The 20,039-nt window shown below is 58.9% G+C and carries 20 protein-coding genes; 9 read left to right on the top strand and 11 right to left on the bottom strand.

Annotated elements, in window-relative coordinates; genetic code table 11:
• Window positions 1-227: 227 nt before the first annotated feature.
• Window positions 228-1,130 carry a lysine exporter LysO family protein gene (locus G5332_RS05150; RefSeq protein ID WP_258720452.1) on the top strand — a complete coding sequence of 301 codons (903 nt, stop codon included), beginning with the start codon at window positions 228-230 and terminating at the stop codon, window positions 1,128-1,130.
• 103 nt (window positions 1,131-1,233) lie between these two features.
• Here G5332_RS05150 and iadA read toward each other — a convergent pair whose 3' ends face one another.
• Entirely contained in the window at window positions 1,234-2,364 is a 1,131-nt protein-coding gene (gene iadA / locus G5332_RS05145; RefSeq protein WP_421249500.1) for a beta-aspartyl-peptidase, read from the bottom strand.
• 66 nt (window positions 2,365-2,430) lie between these two features.
• A complete protein-coding gene (locus G5332_RS05140; RefSeq protein ID WP_421249501.1) occupies window positions 2,431-3,210 on the bottom strand; it encodes an ABC transporter substrate-binding protein in 780 nt (259 codons plus the stop codon).
• A 388-nt stretch (window positions 3,211-3,598) separates the two neighbouring features.
• Between G5332_RS05140 and G5332_RS05135 the strand changes: the two genes are divergently transcribed.
• Window positions 3,599-4,207, top strand: a complete 609-nt coding sequence (locus tag G5332_RS05135) for an ACP phosphodiesterase (RefSeq protein ID WP_421249502.1) — start codon at window positions 3,599-3,601, stop codon at window positions 4,205-4,207.
• 56 nt (window positions 4,208-4,263) lie between these two features.
• Here the strand turns inward: G5332_RS05135 and G5332_RS05130 are convergent, their stop codons facing one another.
• Both G5332_RS05130 and arsC read right to left on the bottom strand, forming a co-directional pair.
• Window positions 4,264-4,647, bottom strand: coding sequence for a DUF2069 domain-containing protein (locus G5332_RS05130; RefSeq protein WP_421249503.1), 384 nt, complete (start codon window positions 4,645-4,647; stop codon window positions 4,264-4,266).
• Entirely contained in the window at window positions 4,644-4,994 is a 351-nt protein-coding gene (gene arsC, locus G5332_RS05125) for an arsenate reductase (glutaredoxin) (protein WP_040066495.1), read from the bottom strand. Before arsC ends, G5332_RS05130 begins: the two co-directional genes overlap by 4 nt.
• A 60-nt stretch (window positions 4,995-5,054) precedes the next feature.
• On the opposite strand from arsC, the gene G5332_RS05120 reads away from it, so the two are divergent.
• Window positions 5,055-5,537 carry a TlpA family protein disulfide reductase gene (locus G5332_RS05120; protein ID WP_421249504.1) on the top strand — a complete coding sequence of 161 codons (483 nt, stop codon included), beginning with the start codon at window positions 5,055-5,057 and terminating at the stop codon, window positions 5,535-5,537.
• Window positions 5,538-5,636: 99 nt separating this feature from the next.
• On the opposite strand, the gene G5332_RS05115 is transcribed toward G5332_RS05120, so the two are convergent.
• On the bottom strand, window positions 5,637-7,091 hold the full coding sequence (locus G5332_RS05115; protein WP_367948260.1) for a M48 family metalloprotease: 1,455 nt from the start codon (window positions 7,089-7,091) through the stop codon (window positions 5,637-5,639).
• A gap of 121 nt (window positions 7,092-7,212) precedes the next feature.
• Here G5332_RS05115 and G5332_RS05110 point away from each other — a divergent pair, with 121 nt between their 5' ends.
• From G5332_RS05110 to G5332_RS05100, 3 genes are read left to right on the top strand one after another with little or no spacing between them, the layout of a single operon-like run.
• On the top strand, window positions 7,213-7,446 hold the full coding sequence (locus G5332_RS05110) for a sulfurtransferase TusA family protein (protein ID WP_193859642.1): 234 nt from the start codon (window positions 7,213-7,215) through the stop codon (window positions 7,444-7,446).
• A 25-nt stretch (window positions 7,447-7,471) separates the two neighbouring features.
• Complete coding sequence (locus G5332_RS05105) at window positions 7,472-8,542, top strand: AI-2E family transporter (RefSeq protein ID WP_421249505.1); 1,071 nt, start codon at window positions 7,472-7,474, stop codon at window positions 8,540-8,542.
• Window positions 8,543-8,577: 35 nt separating this feature from the next.
• Window positions 8,578-9,384: a MipA/OmpV family protein gene (locus G5332_RS05100; protein WP_421311159.1), complete on the top strand. Its 807-nt coding sequence runs from the start codon at window positions 8,578-8,580 to the stop codon at window positions 9,382-9,384.
• A 114-nt stretch (window positions 9,385-9,498) separates the two neighbouring features.
• Here the strand turns inward: G5332_RS05100 and G5332_RS05095 are convergent, their stop codons facing one another.
• Entirely contained in the window at window positions 9,499-10,299 is an 801-nt protein-coding gene (locus tag G5332_RS05095) for an alpha/beta fold hydrolase (RefSeq protein WP_124929167.1), read from the bottom strand.
• 128 nt (window positions 10,300-10,427) lie between these two features.
• Here G5332_RS05095 and ppk2 point away from each other — a divergent pair, with 128 nt between their 5' ends.
• Window positions 10,428-11,243, top strand: coding sequence for a polyphosphate kinase 2 (gene ppk2, locus G5332_RS05090; RefSeq protein WP_421311185.1), 816 nt, complete (start codon window positions 10,428-10,430; stop codon window positions 11,241-11,243).
• Between the two features lie 112 nt (window positions 11,244-11,355).
• Here ppk2 and G5332_RS05085 read toward each other — a convergent pair whose 3' ends face one another.
• The 5 genes from G5332_RS05085 to yejK all read right to left on the bottom strand — a co-directional run bounded on the left by G5332_RS05085 (window position 11,356) and on the right by yejK (window position 17,818).
• Complete coding sequence (locus G5332_RS05085) at window positions 11,356-12,492, bottom strand: ABC transporter ATP-binding protein (RefSeq protein ID WP_421311158.1); 1,137 nt, start codon at window positions 12,490-12,492, stop codon at window positions 11,356-11,358.
• 68 nt (window positions 12,493-12,560) lie between these two features.
• Entirely contained in the window at window positions 12,561-13,451 is an 891-nt protein-coding gene (malG, locus tag G5332_RS05080) for a maltose ABC transporter permease MalG (protein ID WP_005333868.1), read from the bottom strand.
• Between the two features lie 12 nt (window positions 13,452-13,463).
• Window positions 13,464-15,116 (bottom strand): maltose ABC transporter permease MalF, encoded by a 1,653-nt coding sequence (malF, locus tag G5332_RS05075; RefSeq protein ID WP_005333870.1) that lies wholly within the window; start codon window positions 15,114-15,116, stop codon window positions 13,464-13,466.
• A 75-nt stretch (window positions 15,117-15,191) separates the two neighbouring features.
• The gene (gene malE / locus G5332_RS05070) at window positions 15,192-16,373 is read right to left on the bottom strand and encodes a maltose/maltodextrin ABC transporter substrate-binding protein MalE (RefSeq protein ID WP_005333871.1); all 1,182 of its coding nucleotides are present in this window, start codon (window positions 16,371-16,373) and stop codon (window positions 15,192-15,194) included.
• Between the two features lie 395 nt (window positions 16,374-16,768).
• The gene (yejK, locus tag G5332_RS05065; RefSeq protein WP_257724866.1) at window positions 16,769-17,818 is read right to left on the bottom strand and encodes a nucleoid-associated protein YejK; all 1,050 of its coding nucleotides are present in this window, start codon (window positions 17,816-17,818) and stop codon (window positions 16,769-16,771) included.
• A 73-nt stretch (window positions 17,819-17,891) separates the two neighbouring features.
• Here yejK and G5332_RS05060 point away from each other — a divergent pair, with 73 nt between their 5' ends.
• A complete protein-coding gene (locus G5332_RS05060; RefSeq protein ID WP_005333874.1) occupies window positions 17,892-18,119 on the top strand; it encodes a YejL family protein in 228 nt (75 codons plus the stop codon).
• A gap of 47 nt (window positions 18,120-18,166) precedes the next feature.
• Window positions 18,167-20,017, top strand: coding sequence for a DUF3413 domain-containing protein (locus G5332_RS05055; RefSeq protein ID WP_005352950.1), 1,851 nt, complete (start codon window positions 18,167-18,169; stop codon window positions 20,015-20,017).
• Window positions 20,018-20,039: the final 22 nt, after the last annotated feature.

The following is a 20,039-nucleotide window of genomic DNA, read 5'->3' as shown; positions in this document are numbered from 1 at the left end:
CAGACCCTTGCAGAGCGAAATATCAGACCCCAAGATCGGATCAACTTGATTTCATTGGTGCACTCGGGCTCGCACAGAACCTTATCAAACAGAGAGGTTGTGGCAAAAAAGTAACAATTAGCCCCCAAAAGGGCTGTTTTTGACCATGAAAGCGAGAGATATGTGACACAGAGCCAATAAGTAATGATAAGGTGGTGTTTTTATCAGTTTTTGTGATCGAGGCCTCGATGCTGCTCAATGTGTTGCTGATCCTGTTGCCACTGGCAATCGGCTATCTGATCCCCCTCTCCTCTGCCCGGCTGATCAAGCTGGTCAACCAGAGTCTGGGCAAGATGGTCTACCTCATTCTGTTTCTGATGGGGCTCGGGCTTGCCTATGTGGAGAACCTGGGCAGCAATCTGGCGGTGATCTTCAAGGTCGCCGGGGTGATGCTCACCGCGATCACGCTCTGCAACCTGCTGGCCCTCTGGTGGCTCGACAAGCGCACGCCGCCGACCCACGAGGCGAGCGATGCCAAGATGCCGGGCAAGCTGCACCTGTTGTGGGAATCCCTGCAGCTCTGCTTTGTGGTGCTCGGCGGCGTGCTGCTGGGTCTACTGGTGGATCTGCGCGCACTGCCCATCGACAAGTGGAGTGAGTGGGCCCTGATGCTGCTGCTGTTTCTCATCGGGGTGCAGATGCGCAACTCCGGCATGCGGCTGCGCCAGATCCTGCTCAACCCCTGGGGGATGAAGATAGCCGCCACCGTCATCCTCAGCAGCTGGCTGGGCAGCCTGCTGGCGGCCCAGTTGCTGGGTATGCCCTTTACCCATGGTCTGGCGATGAGCTCGAGCTTCGGCTGGTATTCGCTCTCCGGCATTCTGGTGGCCGACAAACTGGGGCCGGTGCTCGGTTCTGCTGCCTTTATCAACGATCTTGGGCGCGAGCTTATCGCCATTCTGATCATCCCGGTCCTGATGCGACGCCACCCTTCGGCGGCCATCGGTTACGGCGGCGCCACGGCGCTGGACTTCACCCTGCCGGTTATCCAGAAATCAGGGGGCATTCAGGTGGTGCCGGTGGCCATTGTCTCCGGCTTTATCCTGAGCCTGCTCGGCCCCATCCTGATCCTCGGGTTTCTGGCGCTCTAAGCCTGATTCCCACATTGCAGATAAAAAAGCCCGACCTTGTTGTCGGGCTTTTGCTGTTTGGAGCAACCACGCACTCGCACTGGCTGCGATATTGCCCGCAGCCTTATTCGCGCCATTGGCCGCCACTCATCACCCGTTCGATAGCAAACGTCCGGTCGTGCACCAGCAGCAGATCCGCATCCTGCCCGACCCCGATACGCCCCTTGCTGCCGAGCCCCAGCGCCTGTGCCGGATTGCTCGTCACCGCGGCCAATGCCTTCTCCAGCGAGACACCGAGCCGGGTCGCGCGCACGCACTGCTGCCACAGGCTGGCAATCTGGCCGCAGCGCATCTCGATTAGCCGCCCTTCGCCATCAAAGCGCGGCAGGCTGGCGTTGGCATCCGAGCTGAAGGTGATGCGCTCGGCAGGCACATTGGCGGCCAGCAGCTCGACGAGCGCATCGGCGGCAAGCCGCTCGCCATCCTCCAGCAGATCGGGAAAGCTCGAGGTGGTGAGGTCGACCCAACCTCCTGCCTTGCCCCACTCGATGGCCTCGGCAAAGAGCCAGGGGTTGCGGTTGCAGTGGGTGGGATAGAGCTGGCGCAGCGGAATATCGGTCTCATCGCGCAGGGCCCGCAGGGGCGCCAATGCCCCCTTGCCATCCCCGACATGGAAGAAGCTGACCCCGCTCTTGCCCGCAAGCAGCCCGGCCACTCGCGCCTCGCTGGCAAGCCTGGCCAGCTCATCGTGGGTCGGCGCACTGGATCTGTGGTCACTGATGGCCACCTCCCCCACCCCCAATACCTCGGGGATCAGGATGATGTCCGACTCCACCGTACCGGTCAGAGTTTTGACAGGCAGATGGTAGGAGCCGGTATACATAAAGGCGCTCACCCCGGCGGCGCGAAACTCGCGCACCTTGCCGAGCACCTGCGCGGGGGAGCGGGTCAGGCTATCGGTGCCGAGCGCCGCCACCAGGGTGGTGACGCCGGCCTTGAGCGCCTCGCTCGCCGCCAGTTCAGGGGTGCGAAAAGCAAAGCCCCCCTCACCACCGCCCCCCGTGATATGGGCCAGCGGATCCACCAGCCCGGGCACCAGATAGCGGCCTCGACCACCGACCCTGTGCAGCGGCCAGTTTGTGGGCACCGTCAACCCCTTGCCCATCCAGGCGATACGGCCATCGGCCACCAGCAGATCCTGCTGGCCAAGGTGGGTGGGGCTGAAGATCTCGGCCCCCTCGATCAGGGTCAACATGGCGATCCTCCTTGCACGATTGTCGCTTGCCCAATGAAAAGAGAGGGAGCAAGCTCCCTCCCCCCGTCAACCACCATATATATCGTACTTGAAGTACTTCTGGTTGATCTGCTGATAGGTGCCATTGGCACGCAGTGCCTTTATCGCCTCGTCCAGCTTGCCCTTGAGCTCCTTATCGCTCTTGCGCACGGCGATCCCCATGCCATCACCAAACCACTGGCGATCGGTCAGGGTGGGCCCCACATAATCGAACTTGTCGCCCCCCTCTTTGCCAAGCAGCCCCTGCTCGATGGCAGAGGCATCGGCCAGCAGAGCCAGCACCCGACCCGCCTTCAGATCGAGATAGGCCTCATCGGCATTGCCGTAGCGGACGATGGTGACATTCGAGCCAAAATTGTCGGTCAGGTACTTGTCGTGGGTGGTGGCACGCTGCACCCCGATGCGCTTGCCCGCCATGCCTTCCGGGGTCAGCGTCAGCTCGGTCCCCTTGGCCGCCACAAAGCGATTGGGAATATGGGCATATTTCTCGGTGAAATCGACCTTCTGGCGCCGCTCGTCGGTGATCGACATGGCAGCGATGATGGCGTCGTATTTGCGCGACAGCAGGGCCGGGATCATGCCGTCCCAATCCTGCGCCACCAGCTCGCACTTGACCGCCATCTGCTGACAGAGGGCGTTGGCGAGATCGATATCAAACCCCTTGATCTCGCCCGACGCATCGGTCCAGGAGAAGGGCGGGTAGGCCCCCTCCACCCCGAAGCGCACGGTTTTCCACTCCTTGGCCATGGCGGGGGTGGCCAGCAGGCTGGCAACAAACAGGGCTGAGAGGGTCAGTCTGATCTTCATCTTGAGTACTCCATTACATAAAAAGCGCACAGGCGCGGACAAGGCACCGCAGGCGAATGCATGCGATGACCAAAAGCGGCAAAATCTGGATGAGCAAGATCACGCCCGAGCGGGCGTCAGTGAACTGCTCCAGAGGTTCGATCTATTCGTCGAACCACTCGGAGAGATAGAAAGGCTTGAAGTAGAAGGCCAGAAAAAAGCCTCTGGCTTTGCGCATCATGGTGGTTTGTCGCGTCCTGTGACAAAGATGGAATCACCTTAGCACGCCCGAATTTTGCCCGGCAAGAGGCAGCCGCCAGGCAGTAGCAAAATCCCGACATGGTCAAGGCGGGCGGGATCCGTTAGGCTCGAAGCACCTTGCCATCCCATAACAGACCCACAGCGACCGATGAATTTTCTGGCCCATCTCCATCTGGCTGCCCACACCCGAAGCTCCCTCACCGGCAATCTGCTCGGCGATTTCGTCAAAGGCACGCTGCCCACGGGGCTTGCCGCCCACTTCGATGAGGGGATCTGGCTGCACCGCAAAATTGATGCCTTCACCGACAGCCACCCCGAGCACAAGGCGGCCGTCGCCTGTTTCGAGGCCCCCTGGCGCCGCTTTGGCGGCATAGTGGTGGATATGATCTACGACCACTGGCTGAGCCAGCACTGGGAGCTGGTCAGTACCGAACCCCTGCCCCGCTTCCTGCAACGCAGTTATGACCAGCTATTGGCCGATCACCCACGCCTGCCGGACGGACTGCCACTCCCCCTCAAACGGATGGCCGAGCAGAACTGGCTCGCCTCCTACCGCCACAGGGAGGGGCTGGGGCAAGCGCTGAATGGCATCGGTCGCCGACTGCGCCGCCCGGTACCACTGGGAGAGGCGCTGCAACTCCTCGATGAATCGCAGTGGCAAACATGCGAGGCGGGATTTCTGCGCTTCTATCCCGCGCTGATGGACTTTAGCCTGCAGCAGCTGGCCCAATATCGGGCAGCCCAAGGGGCACAGTGATCCCTCTGGATAGAGCTGCTTCCCCATAAAAAACGCCCCTTGCGGGGCGTTTGTCATCAGTTGGCTTCGTCTTTCTTTTTGCGAATGCTTAAGCCAAGTTCGCGACCACGCAGTCGGGCGTAATAGATGGTGCCGATAAAGGCGAGAGTGGTGAACAGCAGTTCCACCACCGCCAGCCACCGCTCCCCCTCATCCGTGGTGATCAGGGTGAGGGCGTGGAGGAAATAGGGCATCAACACGAAGTTGCCCCAGGCGTGGGTGTAGGGGTTGCCCTGCACTATCCCCTTGAGAGGGAAGAGCAGCGGCACCGTCCAGATCACCGGCAGCAGCCAGGGGTTGAGGTCCGGATGGGGCGACAGCCACAGATGCCAGAGGATGACCCAGCCAAGCAGGCCGAAGAAGCCGACCAGGGTCAGCCAACGTGCGAAGCGGGTGTTCACTTGAGGATCTCCAGCACCTGCTCCGGTGGGCGACCAATACGGGCCTGACCATTCTTGATGACAATGGGGCGCTCGATCAGCTTGGGATGCTGGTGCATGGCGCGAATAAGGGCATCACCGCTGACATCGGCCAATCCCAGCTCCTTGTAGAGCTCTTCCTTGGTGCGCATCAGCTGGCGGGGATCGCTAAAACCGAGCAGAGAGAGCAGGTTGCGGATCTCATCTTCGCTCGGGGCCTGCTCCAGATAGAGCACCACATCAGGGGCGATCCCGTGCTGTTCCAGCAGGGCCAGGGTTTCGCGACTCTTGGAGCAGCGCGGATTGTGGTAGATTTGGGTCTCGCTCATGGTAACTCCCTGATTAATCGCAAGATGGGATTAGAAACGGCGCTATTGTAGGGGAAAGTGATGGTCAGGGTAAGCGGCAGTGGAAAGGAATTGAAACGAATTTGTTGGCTGATTGTGGCTGGCCTGCTGGGCGCCTGCACACCCGCCCCCGAATTTACCGATGCAACAGGGCAGTCGGTCAGCCTGCGCCACTTTGCCGGCAAGCCGCTGCTGGTCAACTACTTCGCCCCCTGGTGCGCCCCCTGCCTGCGGGAGATGCCGCGCCTCAACGCGCTGGCGGCAGAAGGCCAGATCACAGTGGTGGCCATCAACTACGACCCGACCACGCCAGCAGAGCTGGACAAGCTGGCTGCGCAGTATCACATCAAGGTGCCGCTCCTTATTGCCAATGAAGATGCCAGCCTCCCATTCCCTCACCCAAGCGGCCTGCCCACCAGCTATCTGCTTGATAGCGAGGGCAAGCTCAAGAAGACGCTGGTCGGCGAGCTCGACCAGCAGCAGATCGAGATGCTCAAGGCGACCGCCAGCAGCATGCGTCACTAGCCCATCGCTGCAATCACCGTCATGTACATCACGCCACCGCCATAAACAACAAGGGCGCACCATAGTGCGCCCTTATTTGCTTGGCCAAAACCAGTTTCGTTAGCCCTTGAGGCTGTCGAGATCCTTCTTGGCCCGCTCCAGCTCGGTGATGCGCGCCTCCAGACGAGCCAGAGTCATCCGGTCGCTGGTGGTACCGCGCGCCACGATCAGTTCGTCGATGGCTGCCTGATAATCCCCGCGCAGCGAGAGCATCTCGGCCCGCGCCATATGCAGCTCGGTCATTCTGCCTGCCTTGCGATAGGCATCAGCCAGCAGGTTCCAGGCCAGATTGTTCTCCTCATGGGCACGGGCATAGGGGTCAAGGATGGCGATGGATTTCTTGTAGTTGCCGCTCTCGAGGTAGGCGTTGCCGAGATTGACCACCACCACTTCGTTGTCCGGCATCCGGCTGCGGAACTTCTCGAGGCGCGCAATGGCCTGGGCACTGCGCCCCTTGGCCAGATCGATGTCAGTCTGGGCATCGACGATAAAGAGATCTTCCGGATGACGGGCCGCCAGCTCCTGCATCAGGGTATCAGCCTCGTCGGTGCGCTTGAGCTGGATCAGCGCCAGCGCCTTGCCATAGATGGCGGCATCCTTGAGCGGGTAATCCCCCTTCTGGATCCGGGTATCGAAGTAGCTCAGCAGCCCCTGCGGGGTATCGGTACCAAAACGCACCTGAATCCGCACCTTGGCCAGCCAGAAGTCGAGGCTGGGCGGCAAGTCGCGGCGGCCATAGCTGCCCGCCCGAGCGCGGGCCTCGCTGATCCGGGTCTCCGGCAGCGGGTGAGTGAGCAGCATTTCAGGCGGCTTGCTGGCGTAACGGTATTCGGCAGCCAGTTTCTGGAAGAAGTTGGCCATCCCCATGGGGTCGAAACCGGCATCATAGAGGGTCTTCATGCCGATGCGATCCGCTTCATATTCGTTGTCGCGGGTGTAGTTGATGGCCGACTGCATGGAGAGGCCCAGCGTAGTCTGCAGCGCGGCGATACCGGCAGTCGGGTTGATCACCGCCAGCGCGATGGAGCCCACCAGACCGGCCAGGGTCACTGCAGAGCTGCTCGCCTGCGCCTCCATGTAACGGGCGATATGGCGCTGAGTCACATGGGTGATTTCGTGGGCCAGTACCGAGGCCAGCTCGCTCTCGCTGTCGGCGTAGAGGAAGAGGCCGGTGTGCACCTTGACTCGCCCGCCGAGGAAAGCGGCCGCGTTGATGCTGGGATCATTGATGAGGAAGAAGGTAAACGGGAAACGCACCCCATCGGCGTTGGTCAGCAGTCGCTGACCCAGATCGTCAATGTACTGGCTCAGCACCGGATCATCGATGATCGGCAAACCCGCACGAGCAAAGCGCATAAAAGCGTTGCCGTAACGCACTTCCTGCTCGATGGGCAGGGCCGCCACCCCGGCCGTGCCGATGTCGGGAAGCTGATTGTTGGCCTCGGCATGAAACGTGGCGCCCATCAGGGAAGCCAGCAGGGGAAGCGATGCCATCAGGGGGGAAAAGCGTGCCACGTTATCTCTATCTCCATCAGAAAGGGCCTCGGCAGAATACCCTTGCCCATCAAGGGCTACAAGCGTTGTTTCACGCTCTTATCACGGCCATAATAGCGGCCACCTGCCTGATGGAGCCCCCATGGAAGTTCTCGACCTGACCCCCTGGCGTTGCCCCGAGCCGCTGATCCGGCTCAAGCTCTGGTTAAGGGAGGCCAAAAGCGGTCAAACCGTCACCATCCGGCTGGCCGATGCGGGCTCCCGGCAGGATATTCCGGCCTATCTGCACCGTCAGGGCCACCATGTCGAGATGCAGCAAGAACCGGACAATACCCTCTCTTTGCAGTTGGTTGTCGGGGCGAAACAGCCATCTTGAGCCCCAGTGATGTAAGGATGCCGTCATGTTAGAAGTATTGAAGCACTGGTATCAGACCCGTTTTTCCGATCCCGATGCCGTTACCCTGTTCCTGTTGCTGGTGTTCTGCTTTGCCATCATCTGGCTGTTTGGCGATCTGCTGGCCCCCCTGCTGGTGGCACTGGTAATGGCCTACCTGCTGGAGTGGCCGGTCGCCCGGCTGCAAAAAGCGGGGCTGTCGCGCACCCTGGCCACCAGCGTCATCCTGATCCTCTTTATTGCGGTGGCTGTGGCCTCCTTGCTGGGTCTTATCCCGACGCTGGTGAGTCAGGGGATCAATCTGGCCAAAGAGGCGCCCGCCATGCTGACCCACGCTCAGGATTATGTGCGCACCCTGCCCGACCGCTACCCCGAGCTCATCGACGTCAGTCTGGTGGAGACCGTCATCGATAATATTCGCCAGCGTATCCTCAGTGGCGGCGAGCATCTGGTGAGCGCCTCCCTCAGCTCGCTGGTCAACGTGGTTGCCATCATGATCTACCTCATTCTGGTACCGCTGATGGTCTTCTTTATGCTCAAAGACAAGCGGGTACTGATGGGCAGCCTGCGCCGCTTCCTGCCGCGCAACCGCACCCTGGTCAACCGGGTGTGGGTCGAGATGAACAACCAGATCATCAACTACATCCGCGGCAAGGTGATCGAGATCCTCATCGTCGGCATCGCCACCTATGTTCCCTTCGCCCTGATGGGACTGCGCTACTCGGTGCTGCTGGCGGTCGCGGTCGGCTTCTCGGTGCTGATCCCTTATATCGGCGCCGCCGTGGTGACGGTTCCGGTAGCCATGGTGGCCCTGTTCCAGTGGGGGCTCACCCCCGAATTCGCCTGGCTGATGGTGGCCTATCTGGTCATTCAGGCCCTCGATGGCAACCTGCTGGTGCCGGTGCTTTTCTCGGAAGCGGTCAACCTCCATCCGGTGGCCATCATCATCGCCGTGCTGGTCTTCGGCGGCTTGTGGGGATTCTGGGGAGTCTTCTTCGCCATTCCCCTCGCCACCCTGGTCAAGGCGGTGATCAATGCCTGGCCAAAACGTGAAGAGATGCCCAGTGCCGCAAAATAACCTGCTTCCCCTGCAATCGTGACAACGGAGTGTCCATGACCTTTTTTCGTCAAATCAGAGCAGCAGGGCTGACGGCCCTGCTCCTCGCTGCCGCCATGCCAGCGCGTGCCGATATCGATCTTGGCGCCATGGATCTGCTCACCAGCGACAGCCCTACCAGCCCGGTGCCACAGGGCTTTGTCGTCGGAGCTGCGCTCATCGGGGGACAGGCCCGTTATGAAGCGCAGGACAACGCCCTCTACGCCATCCCCGGCTTTATCTATTTTGGCGACCAGTTCATGTTTCTGGGGGATCGGGCCCGCTACTACTTCCACAAGGATGGGAACGTGGCCCTCTACGGCTATGGCCGGGTCCGTTTTGGCAATCTGGATCCCGAGGACTCTCCGGCCTTTACTGGCATGGAGCAGCGAAAATGGCAGCTGGAGGGCGGGATCGGTGGCAACATCATCACCCCCTATGCCCTGCTGACCGTGCGGGCCAACAGCGATGTCACCGGCCGCAGCAAGGGGCAGGAGCTGCTGCTGTGGGCCGATTTTCCCATCCTGCACGACAACCTGCTGATCATGCCGGGGATGGGGCTGATGCTGCGCAGCGACAAGATGGCCAACTACTACTTCGGCGGCATCTCCGAGAGCGAGGCAACCGCCCAGCGGCCCGCTTGGGATACCGGTACTACCCTCTCCCCGATGGCAGCCCTCATCACCAGCTACCGCTTCAGCCCCAACTGGATTGGCATGTTTGCCATGAACTACGAATGGTATGATCGGGACATCAAAAACAGCCCCATCGTCCAGCACGATGGCGAACTTTATGCGGGTTTTGCGCTGGGCTATATCTGGTAACAGTTATGAGTCTTGAACCGTGAGACACGACCAAACAAAAGGGAGCCCTCGGCTCCCTTTTTCACGGCCATCATCAGGCTGGTAGTACAGCCTACTCAGGCTGCCCATTCAGGCTTACAGCGCCGCCAGAAACTCGGTCAGCTGCTGATTGACGAAGGCCGGATTTTCCAGCGACGAGATGTGGCCAGCCATCGGGATCTCCCTGAACGGGCAACCCAGCACCTCGGCCATCAGGTAGCCCTCCAGCACCGGACGGGCCTTGTCCTCGCAGCCGGTCATCACCAGCGCGGGAGTGGTGATCTCCTCCAGCCACTCGATACGATCTTCGCGGGTCACAAAGCTGCGGCCCACCGCCACCATGGCGGCAATCTTCTCGTTTGGCCAAGCGGCCAGACGCGCCTTGAAACCACTCATCAGCGCCTCATCAGGCTGGCTGGCAAAGAAGATAGGCGCCACCTGTTCGATGATGGGTGCAGGGACGGTGCCGAGCTGCTCGATCATCGCCAGCATGCCGAGGTAGCGCTCGCAGGTGATCTGCGGTTCAAGGCCGACAAAACTGTCCATCAGCACCAGACCCTTGAGGCGGTTTGGCACCATGCGCGCCAGCTCCACACCCCACATGCCACCGATGGAGAGGCCCACCAGTACGAACTCGTCAACCCCGAGGGCATCGAGCAGCGCCAGGTGATCCCGCGCCAGAGTCGCCAGGGTGCAGCCACCTTCGGGGAGCAGGTCGGAATCACCGTGGCCCCACAGCTCGGGAACGATGCAGCGATAGCTGCCCTTGAGCGCCTCGATTTGCGGCGCCCACATGGCGCTGTCCCACAGATAGCTGTGGCCAAACAGCAGTACCGGCCCTTGCCCTTCATCCAGATAGGCCATCCGGCGGCCCGCTATCTCCATAAAATGCTTCATGTTATCTCCTGTTGCCAGCGATGGGCGGGCAGTGTATCACGTCCCCCTTGGCAGGTGACGCCTCCCTGGTGCAAGCTGACAGTGACTCAAAGAAGTCACCCATGAAAGGATGCCAAAAGGAGAAGCCCATGGCGAAGGAGAAGAGCAAGAAGCGGCCACGTCTGGACAAGAAGTGCTACGAGCACCACCTTGCCCATCTGCAGGAGGAGCTGGTCAAGCTGCAGGAGTGGGTCAAGCAGGAGGGACTGAAGGTGGTGGTGCTGTTCGAAGGACGGGACGCCGCCGGTAAAGGGGGCGTCATCAAGGCGATTACCGAACCGCTCAACCCCCGGGTCTGCCGGGTCACGGCGCTGCCAGCCCCCTCCGATCGGGAGCGCTCCCAGTGGTACTTTCAGCGTTATGTGGCCCACCTGCCCGCCGCTGGCGAGATGGTGCTGTTTGACCGCTCCTGGTACAACCGGGCCGGGGTCGAGCGGGTGATGAGCTTTTGTAGCGACGCCGAGTATCGCGAGTTTCTGCGCGCCTGCCCCGAGTTTGAGCGAATGCTGATCCGCTCCGGCATCACACTGATCAAATACTGGTTCTCGGTCTCCGATGAGGAGCAGGAGAAGCGCTTCAAGGAGCGGATCAACACCCCCATCAAGCGCTGGAAGTTCAGCCCGATGGATTTGCAGTCCCGCTCGCGCTGGGTGGAATACTCCCGCGCCAAGGATGACATGTTCACCTACACCGACACCGAGGATTGCCCCTGGTTCGTGGTGGAGGCGGACGACAAGCGCCGTGCTCGCCTCAACTGCATCGCCCATCTGCTGAGCAAGGTGCCCTACGAGGCGATCCACTACGAGCCTATCAAGCTCCCCCCCATCAAGACCGAAGGGTATGAGCGCCCGCCGCTGGCCAGCCAGACCTTTGTGCCCGATATTACCGCCGAACTCGAGGCTTGAACCGGGTTACCTTGCCTATCTGCATGTTCAAATCGCAGGCAATAAAAAGCCGGTCTGACGACCGGCAAAAAGGCATTGATTATTAAGAAAGGAAAACCGGCACAACAAAAAATCAGGTACGGATATATTTGGCGGTACGGGGGAACGCCTGCTCCTTGGCATCGAACAGGTAGCAGGCTTCGGCCGGGATACCCACGCTGTAGGTTTGACCGGTCGCCACATCCACATCCGAGGTCGCCTTGACGGTAAAGTCGTGGCCATCCACATCCATATAAACGAATGACTCGGCACCCAGGTGCTCGGCCACCTGCACGATCCCGCTCACCTTGCTGTGCGCATGGGGGTGATCCAGCGGCATCAGATGCTCGGGGCGAATACCCAGCTCCACCTTGTCACCCACAGCGCCACTGCGGGCATCGACCCGGGCACGCACGGTATCGCCAGAGGTCAACTTGACCAGGCACTCCTGCTCGCCAATCTCCTGCAACTCGCCCGCCAGGAAGTTCATCTTGGGAGAGCCGATAAAGCCCGCCACGAACTTGTTGTCCGGGTTGTGGTAGAGATCCAGCGGTGAACCGAACTGCTCCAGGTTGGTAGCAGCTTCGGCCTTGAGCGGGCTCAGCACCACAATCTTGTCGGCCAGGGTCATCGCTTCCACCTGATCGTGGGTCACGTAGATGATGGTGGAGTTAAGCTCTTTGTGCAGCTTGGCGATCTCGATCCGCATCTTGACCCGCAGCGCGGCATCCAGGTTGGAGAGCGGTTCGTCAAACAGGAACACCTGCGGCTGCTGCACGATGGAGCGACCGATGGCGACACGCTGACGCTGACCACCGGAGAGCGCCTTGGGCTTTCTGTCCAGCAGCGGCTCAAGACCCAGGATCTCGGCGGCACGCATCACCCGCTTGTGGATGTTCTCTTTGTCCATCTTCTTGAGCTTCAGACCAAAGGCCATGTTCTCGTAGATGTTCATGTGCGGATAAAGGGCGTAGGACTGGAACACCATGCCGACGTTGCGCTCTACCGGCGGCACGTCGTTCATGTAGCGACCACCGATGGTCAGCTCACCGCTGGTGATGTCTTCCAGACCCGCGATCATCCGCAGCAGGGTGGATTTACCGCAGCCGGACGGGCCGACGAAGACAATGAATTCGCCCTCCTTGATGGAGAGGTTGATGTTGCGCAGGGTGTCCTTGTGAACAGCCGGATCGTAATTTTTGCGAACGTTGTTGAGTACTACTTCAGCCATGACGAGCTCCGCTCTTGAATCTTTGCAAATCGTGATAGCGGGGGGAGTCAGCTCCCCCGGCCATAAACTTAACCTTTCACACCACCAGCAGTCAGACCGCCAACCAACCAGCGCTGTGCCAACAGGAACACCACAGTGATGGGGAAACCGGAGAGCACTGCGGCCGCCGCGAAATCACCCCACAGATAGTTCTGCGGATAGAGGTACTGCTGGGCCCCGACCGCCAGGGTCAGATTGTTCACATCCTGCAGCAGGATGGAGGCCATGGGCACCTCGGTAATGGAACCGATAAAGGCCAGAATAAACACTACCGCCAGGATGGGCACCGACAGGGGCAACAGGATCAGACGGAATGCCTGCCACGGGGTCGCACCGTCGATGGCCGCCGCCTCCTCCAGGGAGGAGTCGATGGTCTCGAAGTAGCCCTTGATGGTCCAGACGTGGAGGGCAATCCCCCCCATGTACGCCAGGATCAGGCCACCGTGGGTGTTGAGACCCAGCCAGGGAATATAGTCACCAATCTTGTTAAAGAGCGCGTAGATGGCTACCAGCGCCAACACCGCCGGGAACATCTGGAAAATCAGCATGCCCTGCAGGATGGTTGACTTGCCACGAAAACGCAGGCGGGCAAAGGCGTAAGCACAGGTGGTGGAGAGCGTCACGATCATCAGGGCAGTGATGCCGGCGATCTTGATGGAGTTCCACAACCAGGTCAGCACCGGGAACGGCGGCGGCGTGATGCTGCCGTCGGCGTTGGTGATGGACATGCCCAGCGCCAGCTTCCAGTGATCCAGCGTCGGATTGGAGGGGATGATCTCCCCTACCGCGAAGTTACCGTTACGGAACGAGATGGCGATAACCATGATCAACGGGAAGATGATCAACGCCAGGAAGCCCCACATGACCAGGTGGGTTGCCCACACCCGGTATTTGACTGATTTGGGTTGTACGATTGCCATGTTGAAGCCTCCTTACAGCTGCTTGTCGGCTTTGGACAATTTCAGGTTGAGCAGCGCCAGCGCACCCACGATGAGGAAGATAGCTGTGGCGATGGCACTGGCCAGACCGTAGTCCTGACCACCCGATCCCTGGAACGCAATCCGGTAGGTATAACTCACCAGCAAGTCGGTGGTACCGGCCGGGGTGCTGGCGCCGATGATGTCGGGCGCACCGTTGGTCAACAACTGAATAAGCACGAAGTTGTTGAAGTTGAAAGCGAACGAGGCAATCAACAGGGGTGTCAGCGGCTTCATCAGCAGCGGCACGGTGATCTTGAAGAAGTTCTGTACCGGACCGGCACCGTCCATGGCGGACGCTTCATAGAGATCTTCCGGAATGGCTTTGAGCAGGCCCATGCAGAGGATCATCATGTAGGGGTAGCCGAGCCAGGTGTTGACGATCAGGATCATCACCTTGGCCAGGAAGGGGTTGGTATACCAGTCCGGCTTGATGCCAAACGCCGCTTCCAGGAACATGTTGATCTCACCGAAGTTCTGGTTGAACAACCCCTTGAACACCAGGATGGAGATAAACGCCGGGATCGCATAGGGCAGGATCAACATGACCCGATAGAAACCGCGCCCCTTGAGCTCTTCCCACTGCACCAGACAGGCCAGCACCATGCCGATAGCCAGGGTGAAAGCGACGGAGCAGGTTGAGAAGATCACGGTCCAGATGAAGATCTGCAGGAAGGGTGACTGGATGCCCGGATCGGTGACGATGCGCGCGAAGTTCTTCCAACCGACGCTCACCACAAAGCCCGGAGCAATACCCTTGCCGACAAACTGACCCTGTTCGTCGATGTACTGATAGAAGCCGGTCTCGCCATTGGGCAGCATCAGCTCGCCATTCTGGGTATCACGCAGCAGGTTGCTGTCTTTGATCACCACGCCGGACTTGAGCACGGCACCATCCATCAGACGGGTGTAGTGCTGCTTCTGGGCGGCAAACTTGCGCAGGCTGCTCAGGGTCAGGTGGGTACCGCCATCCGGCAGTACCAGATCAAGGTCACTCAGGTGAGTACGATGCTCAACAATGGCGCGGATCGGTGCGGCCTTGCTGGCCGCTTCGCCGGTGAAGGGCTGCAGCTCGACCACTTGCTGGGTGTTCTGCACACGGCCCTCGCGGGACGCCAGCTCACGGGCCTTGTTGGTCATCAGGGAAACAGGTTGGCTGATAAAGGATTGATCATCCTGTGTCAGCAGCAGCTGGAACTGGCCGTTGTCGCCACCCAGCAGGGTAAAATCGAATTCACCGCCCGCCACCTTGTAGGTTTTCTTCAGGTGGTAGTCCCGCGCCTGCTCCACGGAGAGCAAGTTGGACCCCGAATAGTTGGTGAAGGCAATGCCAATGGTGTAGGCAAGAGGGAAGATGATAAACACAACCATGCCCGCAACACCCGGAAAGATGTAGCGATGGGCATAGGTCTTCTTGTTCATGAAGACATACAGACCGACGGAAACCACCACCAGATCCAGCAGCGCGAATACCCACTCGCCACTGGCGTACATCATCACGGCTGCGTAGCCGTTGAGGATGGCAACCAGGGCCGCTATGGTCCACTTAAGCCAGGTGTGCTTATCCTTCGGACCGGCATAGGACTCAACAGAAGGTACTACTTCCATGCCAATTAACCTTTATAACGCCAAGAGAGATTTGAGAGAGTGGGAGGCCATGAGGGCCTCCCGGGTAGTGCGTGCTTACTGAACGATACGCTTGGCAGCGGTATCCAGAGCTTCGTCAACACCCTGACGACCGGAGGTCACGTTCTTGAGGGCAGTTTCGAAGGAAGACCAGAAACGGCTCATCTCGGGAACGGATGGCATCGGCTCGCCAGCCTGGGCGTTCAGCATGGTGGCCTTGATGTGCGGATCGGATTCCAGGGTCTTCTGGAAGGATTTCAGCGCAACGGCACCCAGCGGCTTGTCGGCGTTAACCGGCGCCAGACCGGCATCGGTCAGCAGGTAGTTTTCCAGGAACTCGATAGCCAGATCCTTGTTCGGGCTGGCAGCGTTGATGGTGGCACCCAGTACGCCAACGAAGGCTTTGGCCGGCTTGCCGTTCAGGGTCGGCAGCGGCGCTACGCCGTACTTGATGCCGCTCTTGTCCAGGTTGCTCCAGGCCCAGGGACCATTGATCATCATGGCCACTTCGCCCTTGTTGAACTTGGCGTCCATCACACCGTAGTCGATGCCTTTTTCCAGGTGACCGGACTTGATCATCTCGGAGATGTAGCCCACGCCCATCTTGGCACCTGCGTTGTTCACGCCGGTATCTTTGACGTCATAACCGGTAGCGGTTTTCTTGAAGGCGTAACCACCGTTGGCAGCCACCAGCGGATAGCTAAAGTACGGGGTGTCATAAGCCCACATGATGGCGCGCTTGCCGTTTTTCTTCAGAGTCTCGTCAATCTTGGCGATCTCTTCGAAGGTTTTCGGCGGCTCGGGCAGCAGGTCCTTGTTATAGATCAGGCTGACTGCTTCCATGGCAACCGGGTAGCCATAGGTTTTGCCATCAACAGTCATGGCATCCCATGCCAGCTGTTCAAATTTGCCTTTGGTGGCAGCGTTCGGCGTTACCGGAACCAGCAAACCGGCTTTGACCCACTCACCGTAACGGTCGTGAGCCCAGAAGAAGATGTCCGGGCCGTTGCCAGTGGCGGCGGCTTGCTGGAATTTCACTTCAACCTGATCCGGGTGAGCCACAGTAACCTTGATGCCGGTTTCTGCTTCAAACTTCTTACCCACTTCAGCCAGACCGTTGTATCCCTTGTCACCGTTGATCCAGATGGTCAGCTGGCCTTCATCGATGGCAGCAGTAGCAGAGCAAGCGACGCCAAGAGTGGCCAGACCGATCAGGGATGACAGCAATTTCTTTTTCATGAGCCTTTCCTTGTATTAGTTCCGCGCTGTAAGAGCATTGTGTGCGAGATGAATATTATCCCAAGCGGCAAACGGCTCACATGACGCAACTCGCATTTTTGAAATGCAATTACGTATTTCCTTCCAGAAAGTTTTGAAAACATTTTCTTATTTCAGGGGGTTAGCGCCATTTATTGGCATATTTCTCGCCAACACAAGAAATTAAATTACCAAATAGAAATAAAAAGACATGAATGAAAGGGTTTTCACCTCATTGAAAACCCTTTCACATGGATAATTCTGTTTAATTTGTTAACAAAGCACCGAGTTGCTTTCGCTACCCCCTGCCCCATTAAATAAAAAGACACCGCAGCGAACTGCGGTGTCTTTTTGCCAAAAATGAAGGCCGGATCACATTATGACTGGCGCAGCAGCTGATCCTTGAGATTGGGCGGCACACCCTTGATGGTCAGGGTGTCGGTCTGGGGGTCGTAAAAGATCCGGCTGTTCAACAACTTCTGCTCAAAGCTCAGAGTCAGACCGCCGCCGGAGCCAACAAACTTGGTCAAACCACGCAAGGTAGAGCGATCTGCCGGGAAGCGCTCTTCCAGCTCATACTCCTGACCAATAAAGCTGTAAAAATCGAGGTCACCGTCACCGGGCAATTCTGCAGACAGCTCCTTGATTTCGATCTCTTCACCGGCACTCGCCTGTTCGGTGCAATATTTGAAGACCTGCTTTTTATAGTCATTGCGCTCGGTCGGTTCGAGCTGACGACTGTCGCAATAATCTTCGACCGCCTGCAGCAAGCCTTTATTTTGTACCTTGGCATCCATGCCCTCGCGGGCACCCAGCAGATCCATAAAGAAGTCGCCCAGTTTGCGACCAATGCGCCCCTTGCTGAAGGTGATATAGCGGCGCGAATCAGGTTGGGTTTTCCATTCGGTCAAATCAATGCGGGCCACCAGATTGAGTTTGCCGATATCCAGATACTGGATATGACGCAATTCCAGCGCTTCGCTGACGGTGACGCTCTCCTTGCCCTCCAGCAGGGCAATCAGCAGATAATCGACCCCGACGTAGTTATATTTGGCAAACAGCAGCACCCCCTGCTCATCGAGGGCGTGCTCCACCAGCTGCTTGACCAGCATCTGGGTCACGGTGACCGAGAAGGGAACGAATTCGGTCTGCTCGTCGAGCAGCTGTTCGAGGGCGATACGAAACGCGGGTGAAGGCTGCTTGGGAGCCTCTTCACCGTCGGCCAGCTCGGCGACGGAGGCCTCGGGGTCAGCAAAGAAGCCAAAGCCCTTGCCTCCCTTGCCGTTGTAGATCCGATGCAGTTCCGCCATCAGTCCCTGTACCGCCTCATCAGGGGGCAGGGTCTGGCTGCGGGTATCGGCGTGGGGTTGACCATCGCCGCCCTGGCGCAAGGAGTGAAGAATGATCTTGTCGATATCGAGACTCATGTCACAAAGCCATAGTGTTAGCCGAAAGGGTGAAGTATTATAAGGCGCTTTGAACCGAGATGAACTGAAGATTATGCCTATCGTATCAAAGTACAATAACGAGCAATTTGACGCCCTGATGAACGACCTGATCACCGCGCTGGAAAAGCATAAAGCGCCGGTAGATCTCAGCCTTATGGTGCTTGGCAATCTGACCACCAATATCATCAACGGTATGGCACCAGCCCAGCGCCAGGCCATCACTGAAAAGTTTGTCCAGGCCCTGACCGCATCGGTCGATAATCGCCACGACGCACACTGAGTCCCCGACTCTGTTGATTTGACGTTTCTCAACGCAGATGGATCACTATGGTCGAAACCGGTAACCCCTATCGTGATAATGTCTCTCGCCTGATCACCTGGGGGCATTGGTTCTCCTTCTTCAACATTATTCTGGCCATGCTCATCGCCACCCGTTATCTGGGTGCCATCAGCTGGCCATCGACCACGCTTGGCGTGATCTATCTCGTTGTAAGCTGGATTGGCCACTTCTCGTTTCTGAGTTTTGTCACCTACCTGTTGACGATCTTCCCACTCAGCTTCGTGCTGCCCAAGGAGAAGTCGTTGCGGTTCATCTCGGCCATCATCGCTACCCTGGCGCTGGTGCTGCTGCTGATCGACACCCAGGTATTCCGGCTGTTCAAGTTCCACCTCAACAGTCAGGTATGGCAGTTGCTGCTGGATCAGGCGCAAACCGAAGAGGGCTCAATCTGGAGCATCATCTTCGTTGCCGTGCCCACCATCTTCCTGCTGCAACTGCTGCTGTCGGCCTATGTCTGGCGCAAGATCAACAAGCGCAAGCGCCGCCAGTACGGCAATCAGGTGGGGCTGGCCCTGCTGATCTGCTTTATTCTGACCCACGTGGTCAACAGCTGGGCGGATGCGACCCTCTATCAGCCGATCACCATGCAGAGAGCCAACTTCCCCCTCTCCTACCCTATGACGGCCCGCTCCTTCCTGGCCAAACATGGCTGGCTGGATCTGGATCAGTACGAGAAGCAGGCTGCTTCCCAGGGGGATAACAGCGACAGCCGGATGCACTATCCGCTGCGCCCGCTCAACGTCAACGCCCCCCTGACTCACAACAATCTGCTGATTGTGGTGGTCGACTCATTGCGTTTTGACATGCTCAACAACATCAACATGCCCAATCTGCAGCGCTATGCGGATCAGCATCTGACGTTCCGCAATCACCTGAGTGGTGGCAACGACGACCTGATGGGCATGTTCAGCCTCTTCTACGGGTTGCCCGGTCACTACTACAAGGACATCAGCAGCGACAAGCGTCCGCCGGTGCTGTTCGACGAGATGCTGCGTCAGGATTACCAGTTCGGGCTGTTCGGCGCGATGGAAGATGCCCAGAAGTATCGCAAGAGCATCCTCGCCGGTCTGCGCAAACAGGTGTTTGTCTCCGAACAGAGTGACGATGGCAAGCTGCTGACCGACTGGCAACAGTGGCTGGAGAAGCGCTCTCCCGAGCGCCCCTGGTTCTCGCTGGTCTATCTCTCGAGCCCAGGCGACTACCAGTTACCCGCTACCATGAAGGGGCCGTTCCAACCGGAGCTTGCCAACTTCAATCCGGCGACCGCCTATCGGGCGGAGAACCTGCAAAAACTGGAGAACCGCTACAAGAACTCGGTCTTCTATACCGACCAGTTGCTTGAGCAGATGCTGACCAAATTGCAGTCGCAGGGGATGGACAGCAACACCATCGTCGTCATCACTTCCAACCACGGCCAGGAGTTCAACGACACCCGTAGCAACAGCTGGGGCGCAGGCAGCAACTACTCACCCTATCAGGTGCAGGTACCGCTGGTACTGGCCTGGCCTGGGCGCGGCAGTGACGTTCGGGAACAACCAAGCAGCCATTTCGATCTGGCGCCGACCCTGATGCAGGGGATGCTGGGCGTGCGCAATCCGGCGCGCGATTACAGCGTTGGCCGCTCGCTGTTTGATACCAGCCCGCGCAACTGGCTGCTGGCCGGGGATCAGAACGACTTCGCCATCTATGAAGGGGACACCATCACCCACTTCAACAAGCAGGGTGACTTCGAACTGCTGGAACGCAACAGCTATCGCCCGATCAAGCACGGCACCCCGGATATGGGCGCCATGATCCAGGTGATGAACGAGCTGAACCGCTTCTATCGCAACCAGTGAAGCGCCCTTTGATGGCTTGCTA

The organism is Aeromonas sp. 603757 (genome assembly GCF_049171255.1).
Lineage (GTDB): Bacteria > Pseudomonadota > Gammaproteobacteria > Enterobacterales > Aeromonadaceae > Aeromonas > Aeromonas veronii_A.
This window is presented reverse-complemented; position numbering and strand designations above follow the sequence as displayed.

What these genes read in the sequence shown, in the direction of transcription:
- G5332_RS05150 (WP_258720452.1), top strand. Translation starts at nt 228, where the DNA reads ATGCTGCTCAATGTGTTGCTGATCCTGTTGCCACTGGCAATCGGCTAT.
- iadA (WP_421249500.1), bottom strand. Translation starts at nt 2,364, where the DNA reads ATGTTGACCCTGATCGAGGGGGCCGAGATCTTCAGCCCCACCCACCTT.
- G5332_RS05140 (WP_421249501.1), bottom strand. Translation starts at nt 3,210, where the DNA reads ATGAAGATCAGACTGACCCTCTCAGCCCTGTTTGTTGCCAGCCTGCTG.
- G5332_RS05135 (WP_421249502.1), top strand. Translation starts at nt 3,599, where the DNA reads ATGAATTTTCTGGCCCATCTCCATCTGGCTGCCCACACCCGAAGCTCC.
- arsC (WP_040066495.1), bottom strand. Translation starts at nt 4,994, where the DNA reads ATGAGCGAGACCCAAATCTACCACAATCCGCGCTGCTCCAAGAGTCGC.
- G5332_RS05120 (WP_421249504.1), top strand. Translation starts at nt 5,055, where the DNA reads ATGGTCAGGGTAAGCGGCAGTGGAAAGGAATTGAAACGAATTTGTTGG.
- G5332_RS05110 (WP_193859642.1), top strand. Translation starts at nt 7,213, where the DNA reads ATGGAAGTTCTCGACCTGACCCCCTGGCGTTGCCCCGAGCCGCTGATC.
- G5332_RS05105 (WP_421249505.1), top strand. Translation starts at nt 7,472, where the DNA reads ATGTTAGAAGTATTGAAGCACTGGTATCAGACCCGTTTTTCCGATCCC.
- G5332_RS05100 (WP_421311159.1), top strand. Translation starts at nt 8,578, where the DNA reads ATGACCTTTTTTCGTCAAATCAGAGCAGCAGGGCTGACGGCCCTGCTC.
- G5332_RS05095 (WP_124929167.1), bottom strand. Translation starts at nt 10,299, where the DNA reads ATGAAGCATTTTATGGAGATAGCGGGCCGCCGGATGGCCTATCTGGAT.
- ppk2 (WP_421311185.1), top strand. Translation starts at nt 10,428, where the DNA reads ATGGCGAAGGAGAAGAGCAAGAAGCGGCCACGTCTGGACAAGAAGTGC.
- G5332_RS05085 (WP_421311158.1), bottom strand. Translation starts at nt 12,492, where the DNA reads ATGGCTGAAGTAGTACTCAACAACGTTCGCAAAAATTACGATCCGGCT.
- malG (WP_005333868.1), bottom strand. Translation starts at nt 13,451, where the DNA reads ATGGCAATCGTACAACCCAAATCAGTCAAATACCGGGTGTGGGCAACC.
- malF (WP_005333870.1), bottom strand. Translation starts at nt 15,116, where the DNA reads ATGGAAGTAGTACCTTCTGTTGAGTCCTATGCCGGTCCGAAGGATAAG.
- malE (WP_005333871.1), bottom strand. Translation starts at nt 16,373, where the DNA reads ATGAAAAAGAAATTGCTGTCATCCCTGATCGGTCTGGCCACTCTTGGC.
- yejK (WP_257724866.1), bottom strand. Translation starts at nt 17,818, where the DNA reads ATGAGTCTCGATATCGACAAGATCATTCTTCACTCCTTGCGCCAGGGC.
- G5332_RS05060 (WP_005333874.1), top strand. Translation starts at nt 17,892, where the DNA reads ATGCCTATCGTATCAAAGTACAATAACGAGCAATTTGACGCCCTGATG.
- G5332_RS05055 (WP_005352950.1), top strand. Translation starts at nt 18,167, where the DNA reads ATGGTCGAAACCGGTAACCCCTATCGTGATAATGTCTCTCGCCTGATC.